An 18,911-nucleotide genomic window follows, 5' to 3' on the forward strand; every position below is an offset into this window, starting at 1 on the left:
GATGTGGAGGGAGCGGCCGTGACCGACGGCGTCTCGCCAGCGACCGACGGCGACGCCGACACGCTCCTGATCGCGGGCACCGCGAGCCACGTCGGCAAGAGCACGCTGGCGGCCGGGGTCTGCCGGCTCCTCGCTCGGCGCGGGGTCGCCGTCGCGCCGTACAAGGCCCAGAACATGAGCAACAACGCCCGGGTGGCGCTCGACCCGGACGGCGAGTGGGGCGAGATCGGCGTCTCACAGCACGTCCAGGCGCGGGCGGCCGAGACCGTGCCGACGACCGACATGAACCCCGTCCTGCTCAAACCCCGCGGCGACGGCGAGAGTCAGGTCGTCGTCGACGGTCAGGCGGTCGCGAACGCTCCCGCGGGGGAGTACTACGACGAACACTGGGCGGACGCCCGGGCGGCCGCCGTCGCCGCACACGAGCGGCTGGCGGCCGAAAACGAGGTGGTCGTCGCGGAGGGCGCCGGCAGCATCGCCGAGATCAACCTCCACGACCGCGACCTCGCGAACGTCGAGTGCGCCCGATTCGCGGACGCGGCGATCCTGATCGCGGTCGACATCGAGCGCGGCGGCGCGTTCGCGAGCCTGTACGGGACCCTCGAACTGCTTCCCGACGACGTGCGCGAGCGCGTCGCCGGCGCCGTGATCACGAAGTTCCGCGGCGACCCCGACCTCCTCGCGCCCGGCATCGACGCGATCGAAGACCGAACGGGCGTCCCGATCCTCGGCGTCGTCCCCCACGACGACCCCGGACTCCCCGCGGAGGACAGCCTCTCGCTGCCGGACGAGACGAGCGCCGGCGGCGAGGGCGTCCTCGGTGACGACGACGGCGTCCCCGACGCCGAGAGCGTCCGGGTCGGCGTCCCGCGACTGCCGCGGATCTCGAATTTTACTGACCTGGAACCGCTGGCCCGCGAGCCGGGCGTCCGCGTCGTCTACCTCCCCCTCGGCGACGGCCTCGACGGGGTCGACGCGGTCGTGCTTCCGGGGTCGAAAAACACCGTGGACGACCTGCTCGCGCTCCGCGAGGCCGGCTTCGACGCGGCGCTGCGCGCGTTCGACGGGCCCGTGGTCGGCGTCTGCGGCGGCTACCAACTGCTCGGCGAACGGCTCGTCGACGCGCACGTCGAGGGCGTCGGCGACCGCGAGACCGTCCGCGGCGTCGGCCTGTTGCCGGTCGAGACGCGGTTCTCGACGGACAAGCGCGTCGAGCGCGTCACCCGCCGGGTCGACGGCGTCGGACCGATCTCCGGGGCCGAGGGGCGCGCGACCGGCTACGAGATCCACGCCGGGCGGACGCGGCTCGTCGGCGGCGGGGACGCCGGCGACGCGACCGCCGACGAAGTGGTTAGAGCGGGCCTCGCGACCGGACCGCTCGGCGCGGAGAGCGTCGCCACCGAGCGCGCCCTCGGAACCTACCTCCACGGGCTCTTCGAGACGGAGTCGGTGCGGGACGCCTTCGTCGAGACGGTCTTCGCAAGCGCCGGCCGGGAGCGGCCGACCGCGGCGTCGACGGCGCGGTCGCCGTACGACCGCGCGGCCGACCTCGTCGCGGAACACGTCGACCTGACCGCCGTCGGCCTCGGCGGTTCCGTCGAACTCGGGGGATCGAGCGGTCCGTCTCCCGACGCGAAAGAGTAGGGTAGAGTATTGTAGCACAGAGTGGGGGAGGGCAGAGTAGAACGGCTCTGTTGAAGCTCTCAACCGCTGATCTGTTCTTGGAGCCGTGCTGAATAGAGAGCGCGTGTTGAACGGGGAGTCGGTCTGCGCACGGTCGCTTCGATCGGTCGATACGCGGGCGGGCATAGCGTCTTATGGGATCGATATTATCCAATACGCGTGGGCTTGTCTCCGGTTTTGGCCAAAGACTGGTAACTGAGTCCGCGTACTTTTGCCGAAACGTTTGATACGATGGCACGCCTATATCCCTATCAGTAGATAAAATGACATTTGAAACCGATATCAGCGAGGAGCGGGCCGACGGTATCGTCAGTGCGGCTCGAACGAGCCTCGGAGACACCCTCCGGGCCGTGGTGTATTTCACCCCGTCATCGTTTGATCTCCTCTACAGACGGCAGGATCTCTACGATTCGATCGACACTGCGAGAGAGGCCAAGTCGCAACTCGTCGAGTTCGAACGCACCGGGTTTGCGGAGCGACCGATCCGGACAACCATCGCTCGCATGGGAGGCGGACCGGATATCGGCCCGTATGAATTCACCGTCCGATTTCACGAAAACGGGTTCGTGATCCGGATCCTTCAGGGTGATGCGGGCGTCCTCTTTACCGCAGATAGCATGGACGTCAACGCCTTCGAGGACGCGGCCAGCGCGATTTCCAAGCTACTGGCCGAGGAGAGATAGGGACTACCGTCGCCAGCCGATAGTCTCGAGATCCGTCTTCCGGTACTGCGTCCCGATCTCTCGCGGGGAAGCGATGAGCTCCGACGATGAGCGCCGTGACTCCCCGCCGGAGACGCGCTCCATTATGACCGAGGTCGTCACCGGCGATCGCGTGGAATGACCGCTGGGCCGCCGCTGACTACATCCGCAGTATCTCGCACACCGGTCCCATCAGTTCTCACGGATTTCAACGGGGCCGGTAGAACGGGTCAGTTCGCGGCGAGCGTCTCCTCTAGCAGCTTCCGCTGTGCCGTCGCGAGGTGCTCGGCGAACGTCGAGGGGGAGATATCGAGCGCGTCGGCGACCGCCCTCGCGTTGGCGTCGCGCGGGCGCTCGAAGTAGCCCATCCGATAGGCGGTCCGCAACACCTCACACTGGCGGTCGGTGAGCCGACCGCGGTCGACGAGCGTCCGATCGGACACCCCGTCGCCGCGCGACGCGCCGTGGACGAGGTAGCGGACCTCGACGCGCTCCGACGTCCCGTCGAGCGCCGAAACGATGTCCCGGAGGCGTTCGAGGTCGGGGAGGTGAAGCGTGAGGATCAGGACGCCGTCCTCGGCGCGGGCGTCGGCGATCGGACAGTCGAGCTCCTCGATGATCCGGCAGGCGCACTCGCCGTCGCGCGGACGGTCGTACCGGTACACCCGCTCGTCGCCGAGGTCGACGACGGACGCGGGCGCGGGCACGCCCTCGGCGCGGTCGACCGCGTCGGGGTCGCGGGCGCGGAACTCCTCGGTGTGCGTGTCGCCCGCGTGGGTCCAAGTGACGCCCGTGATCGGGCCGTCGTGGGCGGTCGAGGCGGCGACGACCGGGCAGTTGCTCGTCCCGTGAATCGCGACGCCCGCGCGGACGCCGTCGGGCGCGGCGTCGGCGCCGTCGGCCGGGGGCTCTCCTCCGGATGCCATCGGATCGGGGTTAGGATGACGGACACAAAGGCCTGATCCCCGACAGGGGGACGCGCCGCCGGGTCCGACCGAGAACACCCGCAGTACTGAGGGTCGGTCCGTATCGGTCCGCGGTCCGGAGTCGCGGCCGTGAAACGAGCGATTCACGCCGTCGGGGCGATCGGCTTGGCCGCCGCCGGGGCCGGGATGGTCGCCGCGGCGGCCGCCGGGCTGGCGGTCGGTGACGGCGGGGGCCTGACGACGGGACCGAGCGGCGACGCCGGGCCGTTCCTCGGCGCCCTCCTCGCCGCGCTCGCGGGGACCGGCTTCGGGTACACCGCCGCGAGGGAGACGCGGGACGCGCTGCGGACGGACGGCTTCCGGGTCACGCGGACCGACCTCGGCAACGCGGCCGCCGTGGCCGCCGGGGCGCCGGTCACGTACGCCCTCTCGGTCGGGGCCGGGGTCGGGCCGGTCGTGGCGTCCGCGCTCGTCGGGCTCTGCGCGTACCTCATCTCGGCGACGTACGGCGCCCCCGCGTACTGCGGCTCGTTCGTCGGGATGGCGACCCCGGCGGCCGGCGCCGACCTCGGGTCGGTGGCCGCCGCCGGCGCCGCGGCCGCCGTCGCCTTCGTGGCCGCGAAGCGCGCGTTCAACGGGTTCGGCGGGAAACTCGGGACCGCCGCGTTCGTCGGCTGCCTGTCGGTGGCCGCGCTCGGCGGGCTCGCCCCGGGGACGGGGACGGTCCCGGAGCCGACCGCGGCGGCGGGGCTCGTCGCCGCGGCGGCCGTCGCCGCGCTCGTGACGTTCGCCGTGAGCGTCCGGCTCGGCCACGGGCCGGTCGTCGGCTCCGCGGTCGTCGGCCTCGTCGCCGGGACCGTCTGTCCGCCGCTGTTCGCCGGCGGCGACGCGGTCGCGACCGTCGCCTTCTGCGCGTCGTTCGTCGGGATGGCCACCGAAGAGCGGATCTCGACACCCGGAGCGACGCTACTGGCCGGCGGGACCGCGGGCGTCGGGTTCGTCGGCGCGGCGCCGTACTTCGTCGGGTTCGGCGGGAAGCTCGGCACGATCGCGTTCGCCGCCTGCCTCGTGACCGCGGGCCTCCGCTCGCTGGGCCGGCTGCTCGCGCCGACGGGGAGCGGCGCCGTGACCGGGTGACGACCGGCGCGGCGACGGGCGCTTCGACGGCGGCCGGGCGTCGGCGAACGGCGTGAGAGCGGGACCGCGGACGGCGGAATGGGTTAAAACACCACGCTACGCCGGTGGTGTTCGGAGGGGCGTCGAACCCCTACGCCGACGTGATGACCGACCCGACCGAGACGACCGAGCGACGCTTCGAGTCGAACCCCACGGTCTGTCCGTTCTGCGGCGTCGGCTGTAGCATCGAGTACGCCGGGCGCGGAAGTGCGACCGGGGTCGAGGGACCGGTGAACGACCGCGGGGAGATCTGCCCGAAGGGGGCGGCCGCGTTCGACGTCGTGGACCACGACGACCGCTTGACGGAGCCGCTCGTCCGCCACAACGGCCGCTTCGTCACGGCGCCGTGGGAGGAGGCGCTCGACCGCGTCGCGAGCGGGATCGGGGACGTGGTCGACGAACACGGACCCGACGCCGTCCAGTTCTTCGCCTCCTCGAACTGTACGAACGAGGAGAACTACGTCCTCCAGAAGCTCGCGCGCGTCCTCGGGACGAACAACGTGGACAACTGCGCGCGGCTCTGCCACGCCTCGACCGTCGCCGCGATGAGCGAGCGGTTCGGCGCCGGCGCGATGACGAACACCTTAGACGACCTCGGGGAGGCCGACTGTATCTTCGTCAACGGGGCGAACCCGGCCGAACAGCACCCGGTGGCGTTCCGCTCGTACGTCCTCCCGGCGGTCCGCGACGGCGCGACGCTCGTCCACGTCGACCCGCGCGCGAACGACACGACCGAGGCAGCCGACGTCCACCTCCCGCTGCGGCCCGGCACCGACATCCAGCTGTTGAACGCGATCGCCGCCGTCCTGACCGAGGAGGGGCTCGTCGACGAGGCGTTCCTCGCGGAGCGGACGACCGGTTTCGATCGGCTGCGCGAGCACCTCGCCGACGTCGACGTCGCGGCGAGCGCCGAGGCGGCCGGCGTCGACCCCGGGGTGATCCGGGAGGCGGCGCGGGCGTACGGCGGGGCGGACCGCGCCGCGATCGTGACCGGGATGGGGACGAGCCAGCACCGGTGCGGCACCGACAACGTCCACGCCCTGCTCAACCTCGCGCTGCTGACCGGCAACATCGGCCGCCCCGGGACGGGCGTGAATCCGCTGCGGGGGCAGAACAACGTCCAGGGCGCCAGCGACGTGGGAGGACTGCCGAGCGTCCTCCCCGGCTACGAGCCCGTGACGGACGCGGCCGCCCGGGAACGCGTCGCGGCCGAGTGGGGCGTCGAGCCGCCGGCGGAGCCCGGACTCACCGAGGTGGAGGCGACCCACCGCTTCGGCGACGAGGTGCGCGCCGCGGTCGTCTTCGGCGAGAACCCGGCGGTCACCGAGCCGGACGCGACCGCGGTCGCGTCGGCGTTCGACGAGCTCGACTTCTGCGTGGTGATCGACCTGTTCGAGACGCGGACGGCGGCGCACGCGGACGTGGTCCTCCCCGGGAGCGCGTGGGCCGAGAAGTCCGGCACCGTGACGAACACCGACCGGCGCGTGATGCGGATGCGGCCGAACGCCGACCTGCCCGGGAACGCGCGGCGCGACTTCGAGATCCTCGCCGGCCTCGGCCGGCGGCTCACGGACCGCCCGGATGCGTTCGACTACGAGGGACCAGAGGCGGCGTTCGACGAGCTGACGCGCGTCGCGCCCATCTACGAGGGGATGAGCTACGAGGGGATCGGCGACGGCTACCAGCGGTGGCCGTTCTCGGAGCGCGACGGGACCGGCACCGAGGTGTTGCACGCGGACACGTTCGCGACGGGCGAGCGCACCGCCCCGCTCGCGGTCGTCGACCCCGTCCCGCCCGTCGACGACCTCGACGCGGACGAGCTGACCCTGACGACCGGCCGCGTGCTCCAGCACTTCAACAGCGGGGCGCTCAGCCGGCGCTCGGACCGCCTGATGGCGATGCGGGGCGAGGACGCCCTCCGGGTCCACCCGAGCGACGCGGCCGAGCGCGGGATCGAGGACGGCGACCGGGTGACCGTCTCGAACGAGCGCGGCAGCGTCGAGGTCGCGGCCGAGGTGACGCCGGCGGTCCGCGAGGGCGTCGCGTTCTGTACGTTCCACTACGCGGAGCCGCTCGCGAACGCCCTCACCGGCGGTACGCTCGATCCGGCGGCGAAGATCCCCGAGTTCAAGCACTCGGCGGTCGCGGTCGAGCCGGCGCCCGAGGGTGACGCGACCGCGGAGAGCGACGGGGCCGGCGCGGACTGAACGGCCGTCGCCGCTGCCGCGATCGGCGACGAGTTCCGCCCGACTGCGGCGACGGATCACCCGACGCCGCGGGGTTCGGTATCACTCGTGAGAGGCGGGAGTTATCGTTTATATAACCCAAGCGGAGAGGCTCCGGTATGGCTACATCTGGAGAGTACGGCCGAGAGGACTTCGGCCAGGGCGGATTAAACGACGGGCTCGACGCCGGCGAGTTGGTCGAGGAGATCGGACTCGACGCGGACGAGATCGCGTGGCGGAAGGAGTTCATCGGCTTCGACGAGGACGACGAGCGGCGACTGGGCCGGTACGAGGAGGCGTTCGCGGAGAACGCGGACCGGATCGCCGACGACTTCTACGAGAACCTCACCGGCCACCAGCAGACGGTCGACGTGATCGGGCGGTCCGAGAAGGGGATCGAACGGCTCAAGCGGACGCAGTCGGCGTACCTGGTGACCCTCGCGGAAGGCGAGTACGGCGAGGAGTACTTCGAGGACCGGGCGCGGATCGGCAAGATCCACGACATGCTGGAGATGCCGATGAAACACTACCTCGGTCAGTACGGCGTGTACTACGACCTCATCCTGCCGCTCATCGGCGACCGCCTCGTCGATTCGCTCACCGACCGGCTGGCCCCCGACGCGGCCGGGGAGACGGTCGACGACGCGACCGCGACGGCGGTCGAAGAGGAGGTCGACGACGCGATCGAGGACCTGCTCTCAGTCCTCCGGATCGTCAATCTCGACATGCAGGTCGTCACGGACACGTACATCCACTCGTACAGCCAGAAGCTCTCGGAGGCCGTCGAGGAGAACGAGCGACTGATGGCGGAGGTGGAAGACGAGGTCAAAGAGCCGATCGGCGACCTCCGCGAGTCGGCGAGCGACGTCGCCGACAGCGCCGCCGAGGTCGGCGAGGCGGCGGAGGACCAGTCGGAGCGGGTCGCCGAGATCTCCTCGGAGGTGGCGAACCTCTCGGCGACGGTCGAGGAGGTGGCGTCGACCGCCGACGAGGTCGAGCGGACGAGCGGCCGGGCGGAGACGCTCGCGGAGGACGGTCGGGAGGCGGCCGACGACGCCGCGTCGGCCATGGACGACATCGGCGCCGCCGTCGACGAGGTCGCGGAGGACGTCGAGACGCTCCAAGAGCGGGTCGAAGAGATCGACGAGTTCGTCGACGCGATCAACGGCATCGCCGACCAGACGAACCTGCTCGCCCTGAACGCCTCGATCGAGGCGGCGCGGGCCGGCGACGCGGGTGCCGGATTCGGCGTCGTCGCCGACGAGATCAAGTCGCTCGCGGAGGAGTCACAGGGGCACGCGGCCGACATCGAGTCGATGGTCGACGGCATCCGCACCGACACCGAGGAGACGGTCGAGAGCCTCTCCGAGACGACGGTGCGAGTCGACGAGGGGAGCGAGCGCGTCGCCGACGCGACGGAGAACCTCACCGACATCGCCGAGGCGGTGACGGAGACGGCCGACGGGATCGACGAGGTCTCCGACGTGACCGACGAGCAGGCCGCCGCCGCCGAGGAGATCGCCGCGACGATCGACGGGGTGGTCGACCAGTCGAACCGGATCAGCGAGCGGATGCAGGAGCTGGCCGACGAAAGCGAGCGCCAGTCGGCGGCGGTCGAGGCGGTCGAACGGACCGTTCGTCGGTTGGCCGTCGACGGCGGCGACGGCGGCGACGGCGGGTCCCGCGCGGCGTCCCTGACGGACGGCGGACGGCGAGTGACGGGGCCGGACCGCGGGAACCGAGCGACGGGGGAGGGCGGTGGTCGATCGGTTCCGGCGGGGCTTCCGGAGGGAATGCCCGAGTTCGTGATCGACCGCCTCTCAGACGAGGAGCTGCGAGCGATCGCGGCCGGAGAGCTGGAGATGGACGACCTGCGGTGAGTCGGCGGCGGTGACGGCTCCGCCGGGGCGCCGAGGTCCGCGGCCCGAACTCAGGGCGCGAAGTACGCGTCCGGTCCCCGGACCCCGGAGAGCTCGCGGAGGGGGCTGGCGCCGCACCGATCGCAGGCGGTCGGTTCGTCGGGATCGTCGGGCCGCGCGAACACCGTGTCGCAGGCGTCGCAGGCGACGTAGCGCAGCGCGAGCGACGGGGCGTCGGTCATGGACGCAGTAGGCGGTCGACGCACTTGAACCGGTGCGTCGGGGAGGGCGCTCTCACGCCGAACCGGCGTCGCCGCCGCGCGCTCGGTGGGTGTTCCCGGCTTCGGACCGTGGCGAGGACGGCCGGTCACGCAACCCCTAAGACGCGAGCGACCCCACGGATCGTATGGAAATCGCCATCTTGGGCGGCACCGGGGACATCGGTGAGGGGCTCGCGCTCCGGCTGGCGGCCGACACGCCACACCGGATCGCGATCGGCTCTCGGGACGCGGAGAGGGCGGAGAACAAGGCGGAAGAGTACACCACCGAACTCGACAGCCGCGGGCTCGACGCCGCGGTGACCGGCGGGGAGAACGCCGCGGTCGCCGCCGACGCCCGGATCGTCGTCTTAGCGGTCCCGCCGTACCACGTCGGCGACACCGTGGAGGCGGTGGCGGAGTCGCTGGAGGACGGCGACGTCCTGGTCTCGCCCGCGACGGGGATGAAACGCGACGACGAGGGGTTCCACTACCACAAGCCCGGCGCGGGCTCGGTGACGAAGATCGCCGCCGACGCGGCGCCCGAGGGCGTCGCCGTCGTCGGCGCGTTCCACAACCTCGCGGCCGCGCGGCTCGCGAACCTCGACGCGGACCTCGGGGTCGACACCCTCGTGATCGGCGACGACGACGACGCGAAGACGACCGTCGCCGACGTCGCCGAGGGGGTCGACGGGCTGCGGGCGCTCGACGCCGGTGGCCTCGCCAACGCACCCGAAATCGAGGGGCTCACGCCGCTTCTCATCAACGTCTCCAGCAACAACGACGGCCTTCACGACCTCGGCGTCCGGTTTCAGTAGACGGTCGTTCTGGGCGTGAGTTGCTTGTAAAGGGCAGTTGGGCGTTCAGCGCGGTTTATAAATAGGAGCGGGCGGCGCCGATGGTTCCCGTTCTGGCGGTCAATCGGTGATACATAGTTGAGAACGGATCGACGGCGACCACCGCCGAAGCCCCAGCCGGGAGGACTCGCGCGGCTCGGTGCGCTCCTCGCTCGCGTTGCTCGCTGCGGTGCTCCCGTCGCCGGGCTTCGTCCACCCGGCTCCCCGTTGAGTCCCACCCCGCACAGCAACCGCACCTCACACCTCCCCAGCCTCGTCACGGCCGCTTAAAAGCGGCCGCGACTCCCTCGCGCGTGCCCCTCGCGCACGAGGGGCGCTCGGAGGCACGCGCCACCACAGTACTTGCGCGCGAGATAACGTCGTCGCAGTCGTCCGAATCCCCTCCGGAGGGCGTTCCGTTAGGCCTTTGCGCGCCGGGTTCCTCCGGGCGGTAGATGGAGTACTTGCAGCGTCGGGTCGGGCTGGTCGAAGACCGGATCGAGGCGGTCATCGACGACGTCGAGCCCGACGAGCTGTCCGAGGAGGTCGGCCACGTCGTCCTCGCGGGCGGGAAGCGGGTCCGCCCCGCGGTGACCGTCCTCGCCTGCGAGGCGTTCGACGGCGACCCGGAGCAGGCGGTGGACTTCGCGGCCGGCATCGAGTTCGTCCACAACGCCTCGCTCGTCATCGACGACATCATCGACCGCTCGGAGGTCCGGCGCGGCACCGCGGCCGCCTGGGCGGAGTTCGGCTACGGCCCGGCGATCATCGCCAGCGACGGTCTCCTCGGGGAGGCGTTCGCGCTGTTCTCGACTCACCCCCGCGCGATGCGGACCGTCGCCGAGGCGATGGTCGAACTCGGCGAGGGCGAGGCGACGGAGCTGGCCGCCCGCCCGACCAACGAGGCCGAGTACATGGAGTTAGCCCGCCGGAAGACGGGCGCGCTGTTCCGCGCCGCCGCCGAGCTGGGCGCGGTCGCGGGCGGCGCGGAGCCCCACGCGATCGACTCGTTCGGCGAGTACGCCGAGCGCGTCGGCGTCGCCTTCCAGATGCGCGACGACGTACTGGACGCGACCGCCGACGCCGACGACCTCGGCAAGCCGACCGGACAGGACGCCGAGATGGACCGCCCCTCCGTGCTTCAGGTCACGTCGCTGTCGCCCGAGGAGATCAACGAACGCGCCCGGACGGAGTCCGAGCGCGCGCTGGCCGCCCTCGACGACGCCGACCCGCCCGAGACCGAGGCGATAGAGTACCTCCGCGACCTGGCCGAGTTCGTCGTCGTCCGCGAGCGGTAAGGGGAGAGAGGCGATCTCGCGGTCGGTGTCGCCCGGGGCTCAGATATCGTAGCCCGCCTTCTCCATGAGGTCCGCGAACACGTCGGTCCCCATCGCCCCCTCGTAGACGATGGCGGTGAGCATCCCGCCGGGGTAGAAGCCGTCGTTTTGAACGTGGTCGACCTTGTGGCAGTGCATCGGGTATATCCCGGGGTCCGCGTTCGCCTCGAACTCGACCGTGTACCGCTCGGCTGGCGCGACGTTCACCACGTCCTCGGGGAGTTGCATCACCTCGGGGTAGGCGGCGCCGTCCTTCTCGACGGTGCGGAACCGGTGGTTGTGGGTGTGCATCGGGTGCGACATGAACCCGGCGTTGACCAGGTGGAGCCGCACCGTGTCGCCCTCGCTGACGACGATCGGTGAGCCGTGGTCCGGGTTGAGCGTGTACGGCGCGACGCGGCCGTTGATCGTGAACGCGTCGGGGCGGCGGTCCTGGACGTCGTAGCTCGCGTCCTCGCCGCCGTACGACCGGGAGAGTCGGGTGTCCCAGTCTTTCAGGGTCATGAACCGCTCGACGTCGGCTTCCTCGTACCCCTCGGGGTCGATACGGAGAATCCCGTACATCCCCATGTCCATGTGCATCGGAGTGTTGAAATGGCAGTGGTAGAGGTGGGTGCCGGGCACGTCGGCGCCGATCTCGTAGGTGTGCTTCTCGCCGGGCATCACGGTGAGCCCCGTCGTCGACGGGACGCCGTCGTCCTTCCACGACTTCGAGACGCCGTGGAAGTGGAGCGTGTGGGGCATCTCGCCGTCGGTGTTATCGAGCGTGATCGACAGGTCGTCGCCCTCGGTCGCCCGGAGGACCGGCCCGGGGACGCTCGGCGTCCCGTCGTCGGCCTGGAAGGCCCACGTCACCGGCATCTCGACCGGGCCGCCGAGCGAACTCCCGGGGTGGGCCGGGTGGCGGGCGTGGACCGAGCGCAGCGTCACCTCGCGCCCGCGCTCGTCGAGGTCGACGACCTCCGGGGACCGGGTCTCGGGGAGGGCCGGTCCGTCGCGCTCCGTCGCGCCGGCGTCGTCGGGACCGTTCGCCGCGGTGGTCGCCGCGTCGCTCAGACAGCCGGCCAGTCCGGCGACGCCCGAGAGGCCCGCAGCCTGAAGGATGGTTCGCCGCGCGAAGCCGCCGTCGGAGCCGGAGTCACGGTGCGTCATGGTTCGACCGAGGGGAACGGGAGCCATAACCGGGTCGCGGCTTCCCGATCCGAGAGACGACGAGCGAACTGGTTCGCCCCGGAATACATAAAGGAATCAGCGCGGTCGCCGCGGCGTCGCTCAGTCGTCCGCGGGGTTCTCGACGGCGTTCTCGCCGATGGGCTCGCTGTCCCAGTACGCGTGGTCGTCGTCCGAGCGGAAGCAGGTCGCCGTCCGGCCGTCGCCGACGTCGTACGCCGGGGGCGACGACTCCCGGCAGGCCGCGCGGGCCTCCGGACAGCGGGTGTGGAACCGACAGCCCGCGGGCGGGTTACGCGGCGAGGGAACGTCGCCCCGGAGGGTGGTGAACTCCTCCTCGCGGGCGTCCGTGCTCGCGCGAGGGACGCTCGACAACAGCGCCTGCGTGTACGGGTGCGCGGGGTCGTCGAATATCTCCTCGACCGGACCGATCTCGACTATCTCGCCGAGGTACATCACCGCGACGCGGTCACAGACGTGTCGGACCACGCCGAGGTTGTGCGCGATGAACAGGAACGTGAGCCCGAAGTCCTCCTGGAGGTCCTCCAAGAGGTTCAGGATCTGCGCCTGAACGGAGACGTCGAGCGCCGATACCGGCTCGTCGAGGACGACGAAGTCGGGGTCTAAGGCGAGCGCTCGGGCGATCCCGACCCGCTGTCGCTGGCCGCCGGAGAACTCGTGCGGGTACCGGTCGATCTGGTCGGCCGAGAGGCCGACCCGCTCGAGCAGGTCGCGAGCCGTCTCGCGCCGCTGGTCCCGGTCGGCGATGTCGTGGATCCGGAGCCCCTCCGTGATGATGTCGCCGGTGGTCATCCGGGGGTCGAGACTGGAGAACGGGTCCTGGAACACGATCTGCGCGCGCCGCCGGAACTGCGTCAGTTGGCTGTCGGTCATGCCGCGGACGTCCTCGCCGTCGAAGCTGACCTCGCCGGCGGTGGGCTCGCGGAGTCGTAACACCGTCTCGCCGGTGGTCGACTTCCCGCAGCCGGACTCGCCGACCAACCCCAGCGTCTCGCCCTCTCGCACGTCGAAGGAGACGCCGTCGACCGCCTTCACGCTCGCCGACTCCTCGCCGAGCAGGCGGTCGACGAGCGACGGGTCGTCGGCGTAGTACTTCTTCAGCCCGTCGACGGAGAGCAGGGGGTCGCTCATTCGCCCGCACCCCCGTCGGCCGCGGCGTCGGCGCGGCCGGAGCCGTCACCGAAGTAGTCGTCCGGGAGCGCGTCGAGCGAGTCGTACTCGCGGTCCGCGAGGACGCACTTGGCGCCGTGGTCGGCCGCGGCGTCGACGGTCGCCTCGGCCGGCTTGTCGAGACACGCGTCCATCGCCTTCGGACACCGGTCCGCGAAGTAACACCGGTCGTCCATCTCGGAATCGATCAGGCTCGGGACGTTGCCCGCGATCGGTTCGAGCCGCGCCCGCGGGTCGTCCACGTCGGGGATCGAGCCGAGCAGGCCCCGCGTGTACGGGTGGACGGTGTCTTCGAACACCGATTCGAGCGTGCCGCGCTCGACGACCTCGCCGGCGTACATCACGCAGACGCGGTCGCACATCTCGGCTATCACGCCCAGGTCGTGGGTGATGAGCACGATGCTCATCCCGCGGTCCGCTTGGATCTCTTTCAGCAGGTTCAGGATCTGCGCCTGGATCGTCACGTCGAGCGCGGTCGTCGGCTCGTCGGCGATGAGCACGTCCGGCTCGCCGGCGAGCGCCTGCGCGATCATCGCGCGCTGGAGCATCCCGCCGGAGAACTGACCCGGGTACTCGTCGACGCGCTCCTCGGGGTCGGGGATCCCGACCTGTCCGAGCAGGTCGACCGCGCGCTCCATGCTCTCCTCGCTCGTGTAGTCGCGGCCGGGAACGATCCCGTCGAGCAGGTACTTCCCGAGCCCGTACCCCTGCGTCCGCGACCGCGTCGAGCGGGGGTTCGCCCGCGCCCGACGCTGGACCTCGACCGCCTCGGCGATCTGCTCGCCGACCGTGATCGAGGGGTTGAAGCTGCTCATCGGGTCCTGGAAGATGACGCTGAACGAGGGGCCGCGCAGCGACCGGCGGACCCTCGGCGGCACGGTCCGGAGGTCGACGTGGTCTCCGTCGACGTGAACCCCGTCCGTGCCGCGGAACTCCTCCGCGAGGTCGGGGTCGCGGTACCACACCTCGCCGGCGGTGACCCGGCCGGGGGTCTCGACGAGGTCGACGAGCGACAGCGCGGTCACCGACTTGCCGGAGCCGGACTCGCCGACGACGCCGAGAATCTCGTCTTCCCGGAGGTCGAACGACACCGACTCGACCGCGTTGATCTGGCCCTCCTCGGTGAAAAAGCGCGTCGAGAGGTCCCGCACCGACAGCACGTCGTCGACCCCGGGCGTTCCGGTCGGCGTCGCGTCGCCGGTTCCGCCGGCCTCCGCGGCCGCGGCGGCGTCGCCGGCCGCCGGACCGTCACCCGTCCGCTCGGCGTCGCTCATGCGGCACCCCCCTCGCCCTCGATACCGGGGTCTAAGGCGTCACGCAGCCAGTCGCCGAGCAGGTTGATCCCGATCACCGACAGCATGATAGCGAGCCCGGGGATGGAGGCGATCCACCACTGGCCCGAGGAGACGTAGTCGCGCCCCTGCGCGATGTCGAAGCCCCACGACAGCGTCGTCCCGGAGAAGCCGAGGAACGACAGCGAGCTCTCCAAGAGGATGATCGCGGCCACCTGCACCGTCCCGAGGACGATGATCGGCGTGATCGCGTTCGGCAGGACGTGCCGGAGGATGATCGCGTTGTCGCTGGCGCCGAGCGCGCGAGACGCCTTCACGTACTCCTGCCCGCGCAGGGAGAGCGCCTCCCCGCGGGCGACGCGGGCGAACCACACCCAGTTGACGAGGCCGACGACGATCACCACGGTTATCGGTAGCACGAAGCTCTCAGGCATCTCCGGCGCGAGCCCCGCGACGACGAACGGATCGGGGACGTTCACCGCCGCGCGGCCCCACAGTCCGATCAGCGCGACCGCTAACACCAGCGACGGGAACGCGAGGCTGATGTCGGCGATCCGCATCAGCGCGTCGTCGACGCGCCCGCGGTGGTAGCCGGCGAGTAAGCCGACCGGCACGCCGATCGACGCCGCAAACAGGGTGCCGAGCACCCCGACGACGAGCGACGTCCGGGCGCCGTACACCACCCGCGAGAACATGTCGCGGCCGAGCCCGTCGGTGCCGAACACGTGGTCGGGGTCGGGGGTGATCTCGACGGTCTCGGTGACCGTCTGGATCTCGCCGTCGACCATCTGCGAGGAGGTCCGCTCCTCCGTCTGCGAGAAGCCGACCGGCGGCAACTCGCTCTGGTCGAGCTGTTGGTCTGTCGGATCGTGGGGCGCGACGAAGGGGGCGAACACGGCGGTCAACACGATGACGACCACCAGCGCCAGCCCGAGCTTCGCCAGCCCGCTCCCTCTGAACTCCTTTTTGAGATTGCGTATGACACGTGAAGAGACCATATTAGTCAGTCACCACCTCGGGGTCGAGGTAGGCGTACACCACGTCGACGAGGATGTTGACGAGGACGAAACTCGTCCCGATGACGATGAGACTCCCCTGGAGCGCCGGCCAGTCGCGCTGGTTGATGCTCTCGATGACCAGCGTCCCGAGCCCCGGCCACGAGAACACCGCCTCGGTGATCACGGCCCCGCCGATCAGCGTCCCGAGCTGGAGCCCGAGCACGGTGATCACGGGGATGAGGGTGTTCCGGAGCGCGTGTTTGTACCGGATCAGCGTCCGCGGGAGCCCCTTGGCGCGCGCGGCCTGAACGTAGCCCTTGCTGAGTTCGTCCAGCATCCCCGACCGCGTCAGCCGGGTGATGAGGGCCATGAAGTAGGTGCCGAGAGCGATCGCGGGCAGCGTGATGTACGCGAGCCACGCCACCAGCGTCCCGACGAACGGCTCGGCGTTGATCACCGACAGCGCCACGTCGCCAACGTCGACCCCGCGGCCGCTGGTGTTGAACACGTTGAACTCCACGGCGAAGATCAGGATGAGCATGATCCCGAGCCAGAAGTTCGGCGTCGAGATGCCGCCGAGCGACAGGAGCGTCGCCCCGTAGTCGACCGGCTCGTTGCGGCGGGTCGCGCTGATCACGCCGAGCGGAATGGCGAGCGCGATGGCCACGACGCTGGCGGCGACGGCGAGCTCCACGGTGGCGGGAAGGCGTTCGAACACGAGCGTCGTGACCTCCTGTCCGCGGATGTACGACTGGCCCATGTCGCCCTGAAGCAGGTCGAAGACGTACTGGCCGTACTGGACGTACAGCGGCTGGTCGAGGCCGAGTTCGGCCGCGATCGCCTGTCGCGTCTCCTGTGAGGCGTCGAGCGGCGAGACCGCGTTGATCGGGCTCCCGGGCGTGACGAATCGGAGCGCGAACACGACGGTGACGACGCCCCAGACGACGCCGACTCCTTGGAGGCTTCTTTTGAGTACGAATCTGCCGAATGACATTAATACGGATGTGGGGAGATGGCGGTCGCGTTACTGTTGCGTGGCGGTGTCCGGGTCGATGAACTCGTCGGCCCGCGGCTCCCACGAGATCTCGTTCGAGACGCCGTAGACGCTGAACTGCTGGTGCATGAACACCCACGGCGCCAGGTCGTGAGCGAGCTGGTTCGCCTCCTGGAGGATCCCGACGCGCTCGTCGGGGTCCTCGGTCGCCTCGGCGTCCGTGAGCAGTCCGTCGAGCTCCTCGTTTTCCAGCACGGTGAGCGCGCCGCTCGACGAGAGCAGCGGCGTCAGCGTCTGGCTGCCGTCGAACTCGCCGTTCCCCCAGCCGAGGAGGTTGAAGTGCGGGCGGTCCTCGATGTCCGGCGCGGTGACGTCCTGAACGAGCGAGGAGAACTCGCGCTGTTCGACCTCACAGGAGACGTTCGACAGCGAGTCGATCTGGTTCGCCGCCGCCTGCGCGATCTGAACGTCGCGGAGGTAGCGTCCGATCGGCGTTTCCAGCGTGATCTCGACGCCGGCGTGACCGGACTCCTCGACGAGGCGCTCGGCCTCCTCGGGGTCGTACGGGTACGGCTCGATGTCGGGGTTGTAGCCGACGTGGCCGTCGAGGGTCGGCTGTCCGGTGATGTTGCCGAAGCCGTTGAGGACGTTCTCGATGATGCTCTCGACGTCGACCGCGTGGTTCATCGCCTGCCGGAACTGCTGGCTGGAGAACGGCTCCACGTCGTACCGCATCTGGAGGAAGATGATCCGCGCGCTCGGAACGGAGTTGATCGTCGCGACGTCGGAACTGTTCACCCGAGAGACCTCGTTCGGCGGCACGTTCGTCACGATGTCCGTCTCCTCGGCGAGCAGCTGGTTGACCCGCGTGCTCGACTCGCTGGAGGCGCTCATCGTGAGTTCGTCGACCGCGGGAGCGCCGTCCCAGTACTCCTCGTTCGGCTCGTAGACGACCTGGTTGCCCGACTCGTACTCGCTGAGGCGGAACGGTCCCGTCCCGTTGGCGTTCCGGTTGATGTAGTCGCTGCCGTTCTCCTCGACCCACGACTGCTGCATGACGGGGCCGTTCGTCGCGAACAGCTGGAAGGCGATCGGGTTGTACCCCTCGAAGGAGACCGTCACCTCGCCGTCGCCGGTCGCGACCTCCGTAACCGAGCCGAGGTCGTTCGACTGCGGGCTGGCGATGCCGACGTCCTCGAAGACGATCCGGCGGATGCTGAACCGAACGTCCTCGGCGGTGACCTCGTCGCCGTTGTGGAAGGTGAGGCCGTCCCGGAGCATGAACCGGACGCTGCCGTCGTCGGTGCGCTCCCACTCGTCCGCGAGGCCGGCGATGATTCCCCCCTGCTTGTCGCGGTCGAGGAGTCCTTCGTACAGCTGGCCGACGATGATCTCGGTGTTCGTCTCGGCGTGGTCCTGCGGGTCGAGCCCGGAGTCCATCTGGCCCATGGTGACGCCGAGTTCGAAGGAGTCGCCGCCGTCGCCGCCGTTTCCGGCACAGCCAGCGAGGCCGACCGCGCCGGCCGTTCCGGCGTACTTGAGCACCGTCCGCCTGTCGACCTGCGAATCGTTGTCAGTAGGCATAGCCGATATCATACGACAGAGCGTTATGAACCTACCGGCAGACGCGTCCCCCTTCGGGTCCGCTGCTGGCGATCCGCTGACAGTAGGGGGTGCCGAATCGACGGGATGAGCGTGCGGTGCGGGCGAGTCCGACGCGAGCGAAAACCGACGCCTATGTAGGGACGCCGACGGTAGGCGAGCGGTATGGACGGACCCGATCCCGGACCGCGGTGGGACGCTGTCGAGGAGGACGCGGAGTCGACGGCGGCGGCGTACCGAGAGCGCGGCTGGACCGCGATCGCTGGCCACCCCGGGCAGGTGAACCCCGTCGCGGACGCCGCCCGGATCGACGTGCTGTTGCCCGGGTCGGAGTTCGACGCGGCGCTCGACGCGGTCGACGAGGCCGCGATCGACGGCGTCGACGTGTACGCCGGCGCCGCCGGCGGGGTCGCGTACCGGTTGGTGGTCGCGACCGACGAGGCGGCGGGCGTGGCGCTGTGCGTGCCCACCTACCTCGGGGGCGACGACCTCGCCTCGCTGCGGGCGGCCGCCGAGGCGGCGGGGACGCTCACCGTCCGACTGCGTCCGCTCGACGACCGCGACCACGTCGAGATCGCGATCGACGACCCCGCCGTCTTCTTCGACGCGCCCGAGGCGTGAGAACCACACACGTGGGTATTCCACGCTCGTGTGACTTCGACGT

The 18,911-nt window shown here is 70.4% G+C and carries 16 protein-coding genes; 8 read left to right on the forward strand and 8 right to left on the reverse strand.

The features are described 5' to 3' along the window. Positions 1–3 precede the first annotated feature (3 nt). Together ACZ5KW_RS17035 and ACZ5KW_RS17040 are read left to right on the forward strand one after the other, a co-directional pair. Positions 4–1,644, forward strand: coding sequence for a cobyric acid synthase (locus ACZ5KW_RS17035; protein WP_343779044.1), 1,641 nt, complete (start codon positions 4–6; stop codon positions 1,642–1,644). Positions 1,645–1,946: 302 nt separating this feature from the next. After that, complete coding sequence (locus tag ACZ5KW_RS17040; protein ID WP_343779046.1) at positions 1,947–2,366, forward strand: DUF7522 family protein; 420 nt, start codon at positions 1,947–1,949, stop codon at positions 2,364–2,366. 248 nt (positions 2,367–2,614) lie between these two features. Here the strand turns inward: ACZ5KW_RS17040 and ACZ5KW_RS17045 are convergent, their stop codons facing one another. Then, complete coding sequence (locus ACZ5KW_RS17045) at positions 2,615–3,310, reverse strand: helix-turn-helix domain-containing protein (protein WP_343779048.1); 696 nt, start codon at positions 3,308–3,310, stop codon at positions 2,615–2,617. Positions 3,311–3,496: 186 nt separating this feature from the next. Between ACZ5KW_RS17045 and ACZ5KW_RS17050 the strand changes: the two genes are divergently transcribed. The 3 genes from ACZ5KW_RS17050 to ACZ5KW_RS17060 all read left to right on the forward strand — a co-directional run bounded on the left by ACZ5KW_RS17050 (position 3,497) and on the right by ACZ5KW_RS17060 (position 8,591). After that, complete coding sequence (locus tag ACZ5KW_RS17050) at positions 3,497–4,447, forward strand: hypothetical protein (RefSeq protein WP_343779840.1); 951 nt, start codon at positions 3,497–3,499, stop codon at positions 4,445–4,447. A gap of 143 nt (positions 4,448–4,590) precedes the next feature. Then, positions 4,591–6,693, forward strand: coding sequence for a formate dehydrogenase subunit alpha (gene fdhF, locus ACZ5KW_RS17055; protein ID WP_343779841.1), 2,103 nt, complete (start codon positions 4,591–4,593; stop codon positions 6,691–6,693). Between the two features lie 137 nt (positions 6,694–6,830). Further along, entirely contained in the window at positions 6,831–8,591 is a 1,761-nt protein-coding gene (locus ACZ5KW_RS17060; protein WP_343779050.1) for a globin-coupled sensor protein, read from the forward strand. A gap of 50 nt (positions 8,592–8,641) precedes the next feature. On the opposite strand, the gene ACZ5KW_RS17065 is transcribed toward ACZ5KW_RS17060, so the two are convergent. Next, entirely contained in the window at positions 8,642–8,812 is a 171-nt protein-coding gene (locus tag ACZ5KW_RS17065; protein ID WP_343779052.1) for a hypothetical protein, read from the reverse strand. 164 nt (positions 8,813–8,976) lie between these two features. Between ACZ5KW_RS17065 and npdG the strand changes: the two genes are divergently transcribed. Beyond that, a complete protein-coding gene (npdG, locus tag ACZ5KW_RS17070; protein WP_343779054.1) occupies positions 8,977–9,645 on the forward strand; it encodes an NADPH-dependent F420 reductase in 669 nt (222 codons plus the stop codon). Positions 9,646–10,118: 473 nt separating this feature from the next. Continuing rightward, positions 10,119–10,961, forward strand: a complete 843-nt coding sequence (locus ACZ5KW_RS17075) for a polyprenyl synthetase family protein (protein WP_343779056.1) — start codon at positions 10,119–10,121, stop codon at positions 10,959–10,961. 39 nt (positions 10,962–11,000) lie between these two features. Here the strand turns inward: ACZ5KW_RS17075 and ACZ5KW_RS17080 are convergent, their stop codons facing one another. The 6 genes from ACZ5KW_RS17080 to ACZ5KW_RS17105 form a co-directional block, all read right to left on the reverse strand. Beyond that, a complete protein-coding gene (locus ACZ5KW_RS17080; protein ID WP_343779058.1) occupies positions 11,001–12,152 on the reverse strand; it encodes a multicopper oxidase domain-containing protein in 1,152 nt (383 codons plus the stop codon). 120 nt (positions 12,153–12,272) lie between these two features. Beyond that, the gene (locus ACZ5KW_RS17085) at positions 12,273–13,322 is read right to left on the reverse strand and encodes an ABC transporter ATP-binding protein (protein ID WP_343779060.1); all 1,050 of its coding nucleotides are present in this window, start codon (positions 13,320–13,322) and stop codon (positions 12,273–12,275) included. Further along, a complete protein-coding gene (locus ACZ5KW_RS17090) occupies positions 13,319–14,635 on the reverse strand; it encodes an ABC transporter ATP-binding protein (RefSeq protein WP_343779062.1) in 1,317 nt (438 codons plus the stop codon). Before ACZ5KW_RS17090 ends, ACZ5KW_RS17085 begins: the two co-directional genes overlap by 4 nt. Next, on the reverse strand, positions 14,632–15,651 hold the full coding sequence (locus tag ACZ5KW_RS17095; RefSeq protein WP_343779064.1) for an ABC transporter permease: 1,020 nt from the start codon (positions 15,649–15,651) through the stop codon (positions 14,632–14,634). The genes ACZ5KW_RS17090 and ACZ5KW_RS17095 overlap by 4 nt, the downstream gene beginning before the upstream one ends. Before the next feature lies 1 nt (position 15,652). After that, positions 15,653–16,645 (reverse strand): ABC transporter permease, encoded by a 993-nt coding sequence (locus tag ACZ5KW_RS17100; RefSeq protein WP_343779065.1) that lies wholly within the window; start codon positions 16,643–16,645, stop codon positions 15,653–15,655. A 30-nt stretch (positions 16,646–16,675) separates the two neighbouring features. Beyond that, positions 16,676–18,229 (reverse strand): ABC transporter substrate-binding protein, encoded by a 1,554-nt coding sequence (locus tag ACZ5KW_RS17105; RefSeq protein WP_343779066.1) that lies wholly within the window; start codon positions 18,227–18,229, stop codon positions 16,676–16,678. A gap of 183 nt (positions 18,230–18,412) precedes the next feature. Between ACZ5KW_RS17105 and ACZ5KW_RS17110 the strand changes: the two genes are divergently transcribed. Then, a complete protein-coding gene (locus ACZ5KW_RS17110) occupies positions 18,413–18,868 on the forward strand; it encodes a DUF7529 family protein (protein ID WP_343779067.1) in 456 nt (151 codons plus the stop codon). Positions 18,869–18,911: the final 43 nt, after the last annotated feature.

This window comes from Halorubrum ejinorense, assembly GCF_055389685.1.

What these genes read in the sequence shown, in the direction of transcription:
- ACZ5KW_RS17040 (WP_343779046.1), top strand. Translation starts at nt 1,947, where the DNA reads ATGACATTTGAAACCGATATCAGCGAGGAGCGGGCCGACGGTATCGTC.
- ACZ5KW_RS17045 (WP_343779048.1), bottom strand. Translation starts at nt 3,310, where the DNA reads ATGGCATCCGGAGGAGAGCCCCCGGCCGACGGCGCCGACGCCGCGCCC.
- ACZ5KW_RS17050 (WP_343779840.1), top strand. Translation starts at nt 3,497, where the DNA reads ATGGTCGCCGCGGCGGCCGCCGGGCTGGCGGTCGGTGACGGCGGGGGC.
- fdhF (WP_343779841.1), top strand. Translation starts at nt 4,591, where the DNA reads ATGACCGACCCGACCGAGACGACCGAGCGACGCTTCGAGTCGAACCCC.
- ACZ5KW_RS17060 (WP_343779050.1), top strand. Translation starts at nt 6,831, where the DNA reads ATGGCTACATCTGGAGAGTACGGCCGAGAGGACTTCGGCCAGGGCGGA.
- ACZ5KW_RS17065 (WP_343779052.1), bottom strand. Translation starts at nt 8,812, where the DNA reads ATGACCGACGCCCCGTCGCTCGCGCTGCGCTACGTCGCCTGCGACGCC.
- npdG (WP_343779054.1), top strand. Translation starts at nt 8,977, where the DNA reads ATGGAAATCGCCATCTTGGGCGGCACCGGGGACATCGGTGAGGGGCTC.
- ACZ5KW_RS17075 (WP_343779056.1), top strand. Translation starts at nt 10,119, where the DNA reads ATGGAGTACTTGCAGCGTCGGGTCGGGCTGGTCGAAGACCGGATCGAG.
- ACZ5KW_RS17080 (WP_343779058.1), bottom strand. Translation starts at nt 12,152, where the DNA reads ATGACGCACCGTGACTCCGGCTCCGACGGCGGCTTCGCGCGGCGAACC.
- ACZ5KW_RS17085 (WP_343779060.1), bottom strand. Translation starts at nt 13,322, where the DNA reads ATGAGCGACCCCCTGCTCTCCGTCGACGGGCTGAAGAAGTACTACGCC.
- ACZ5KW_RS17090 (WP_343779062.1), bottom strand. Translation starts at nt 14,635, where the DNA reads ATGAGCGACGCCGAGCGGACGGGTGACGGTCCGGCGGCCGGCGACGCC.
- ACZ5KW_RS17095 (WP_343779064.1), bottom strand. Translation starts at nt 15,651, where the DNA reads ATGGTCTCTTCACGTGTCATACGCAATCTCAAAAAGGAGTTCAGAGGG.
- ACZ5KW_RS17100 (WP_343779065.1), bottom strand. Translation starts at nt 16,645, where the DNA reads ATGTCATTCGGCAGATTCGTACTCAAAAGAAGCCTCCAAGGAGTCGGC.
- ACZ5KW_RS17105 (WP_343779066.1), bottom strand. Translation starts at nt 18,229, where the DNA reads ATGCCTACTGACAACGATTCGCAGGTCGACAGGCGGACGGTGCTCAAG.
- ACZ5KW_RS17110 (WP_343779067.1), top strand. Translation starts at nt 18,413, where the DNA reads ATGGACGGACCCGATCCCGGACCGCGGTGGGACGCTGTCGAGGAGGAC.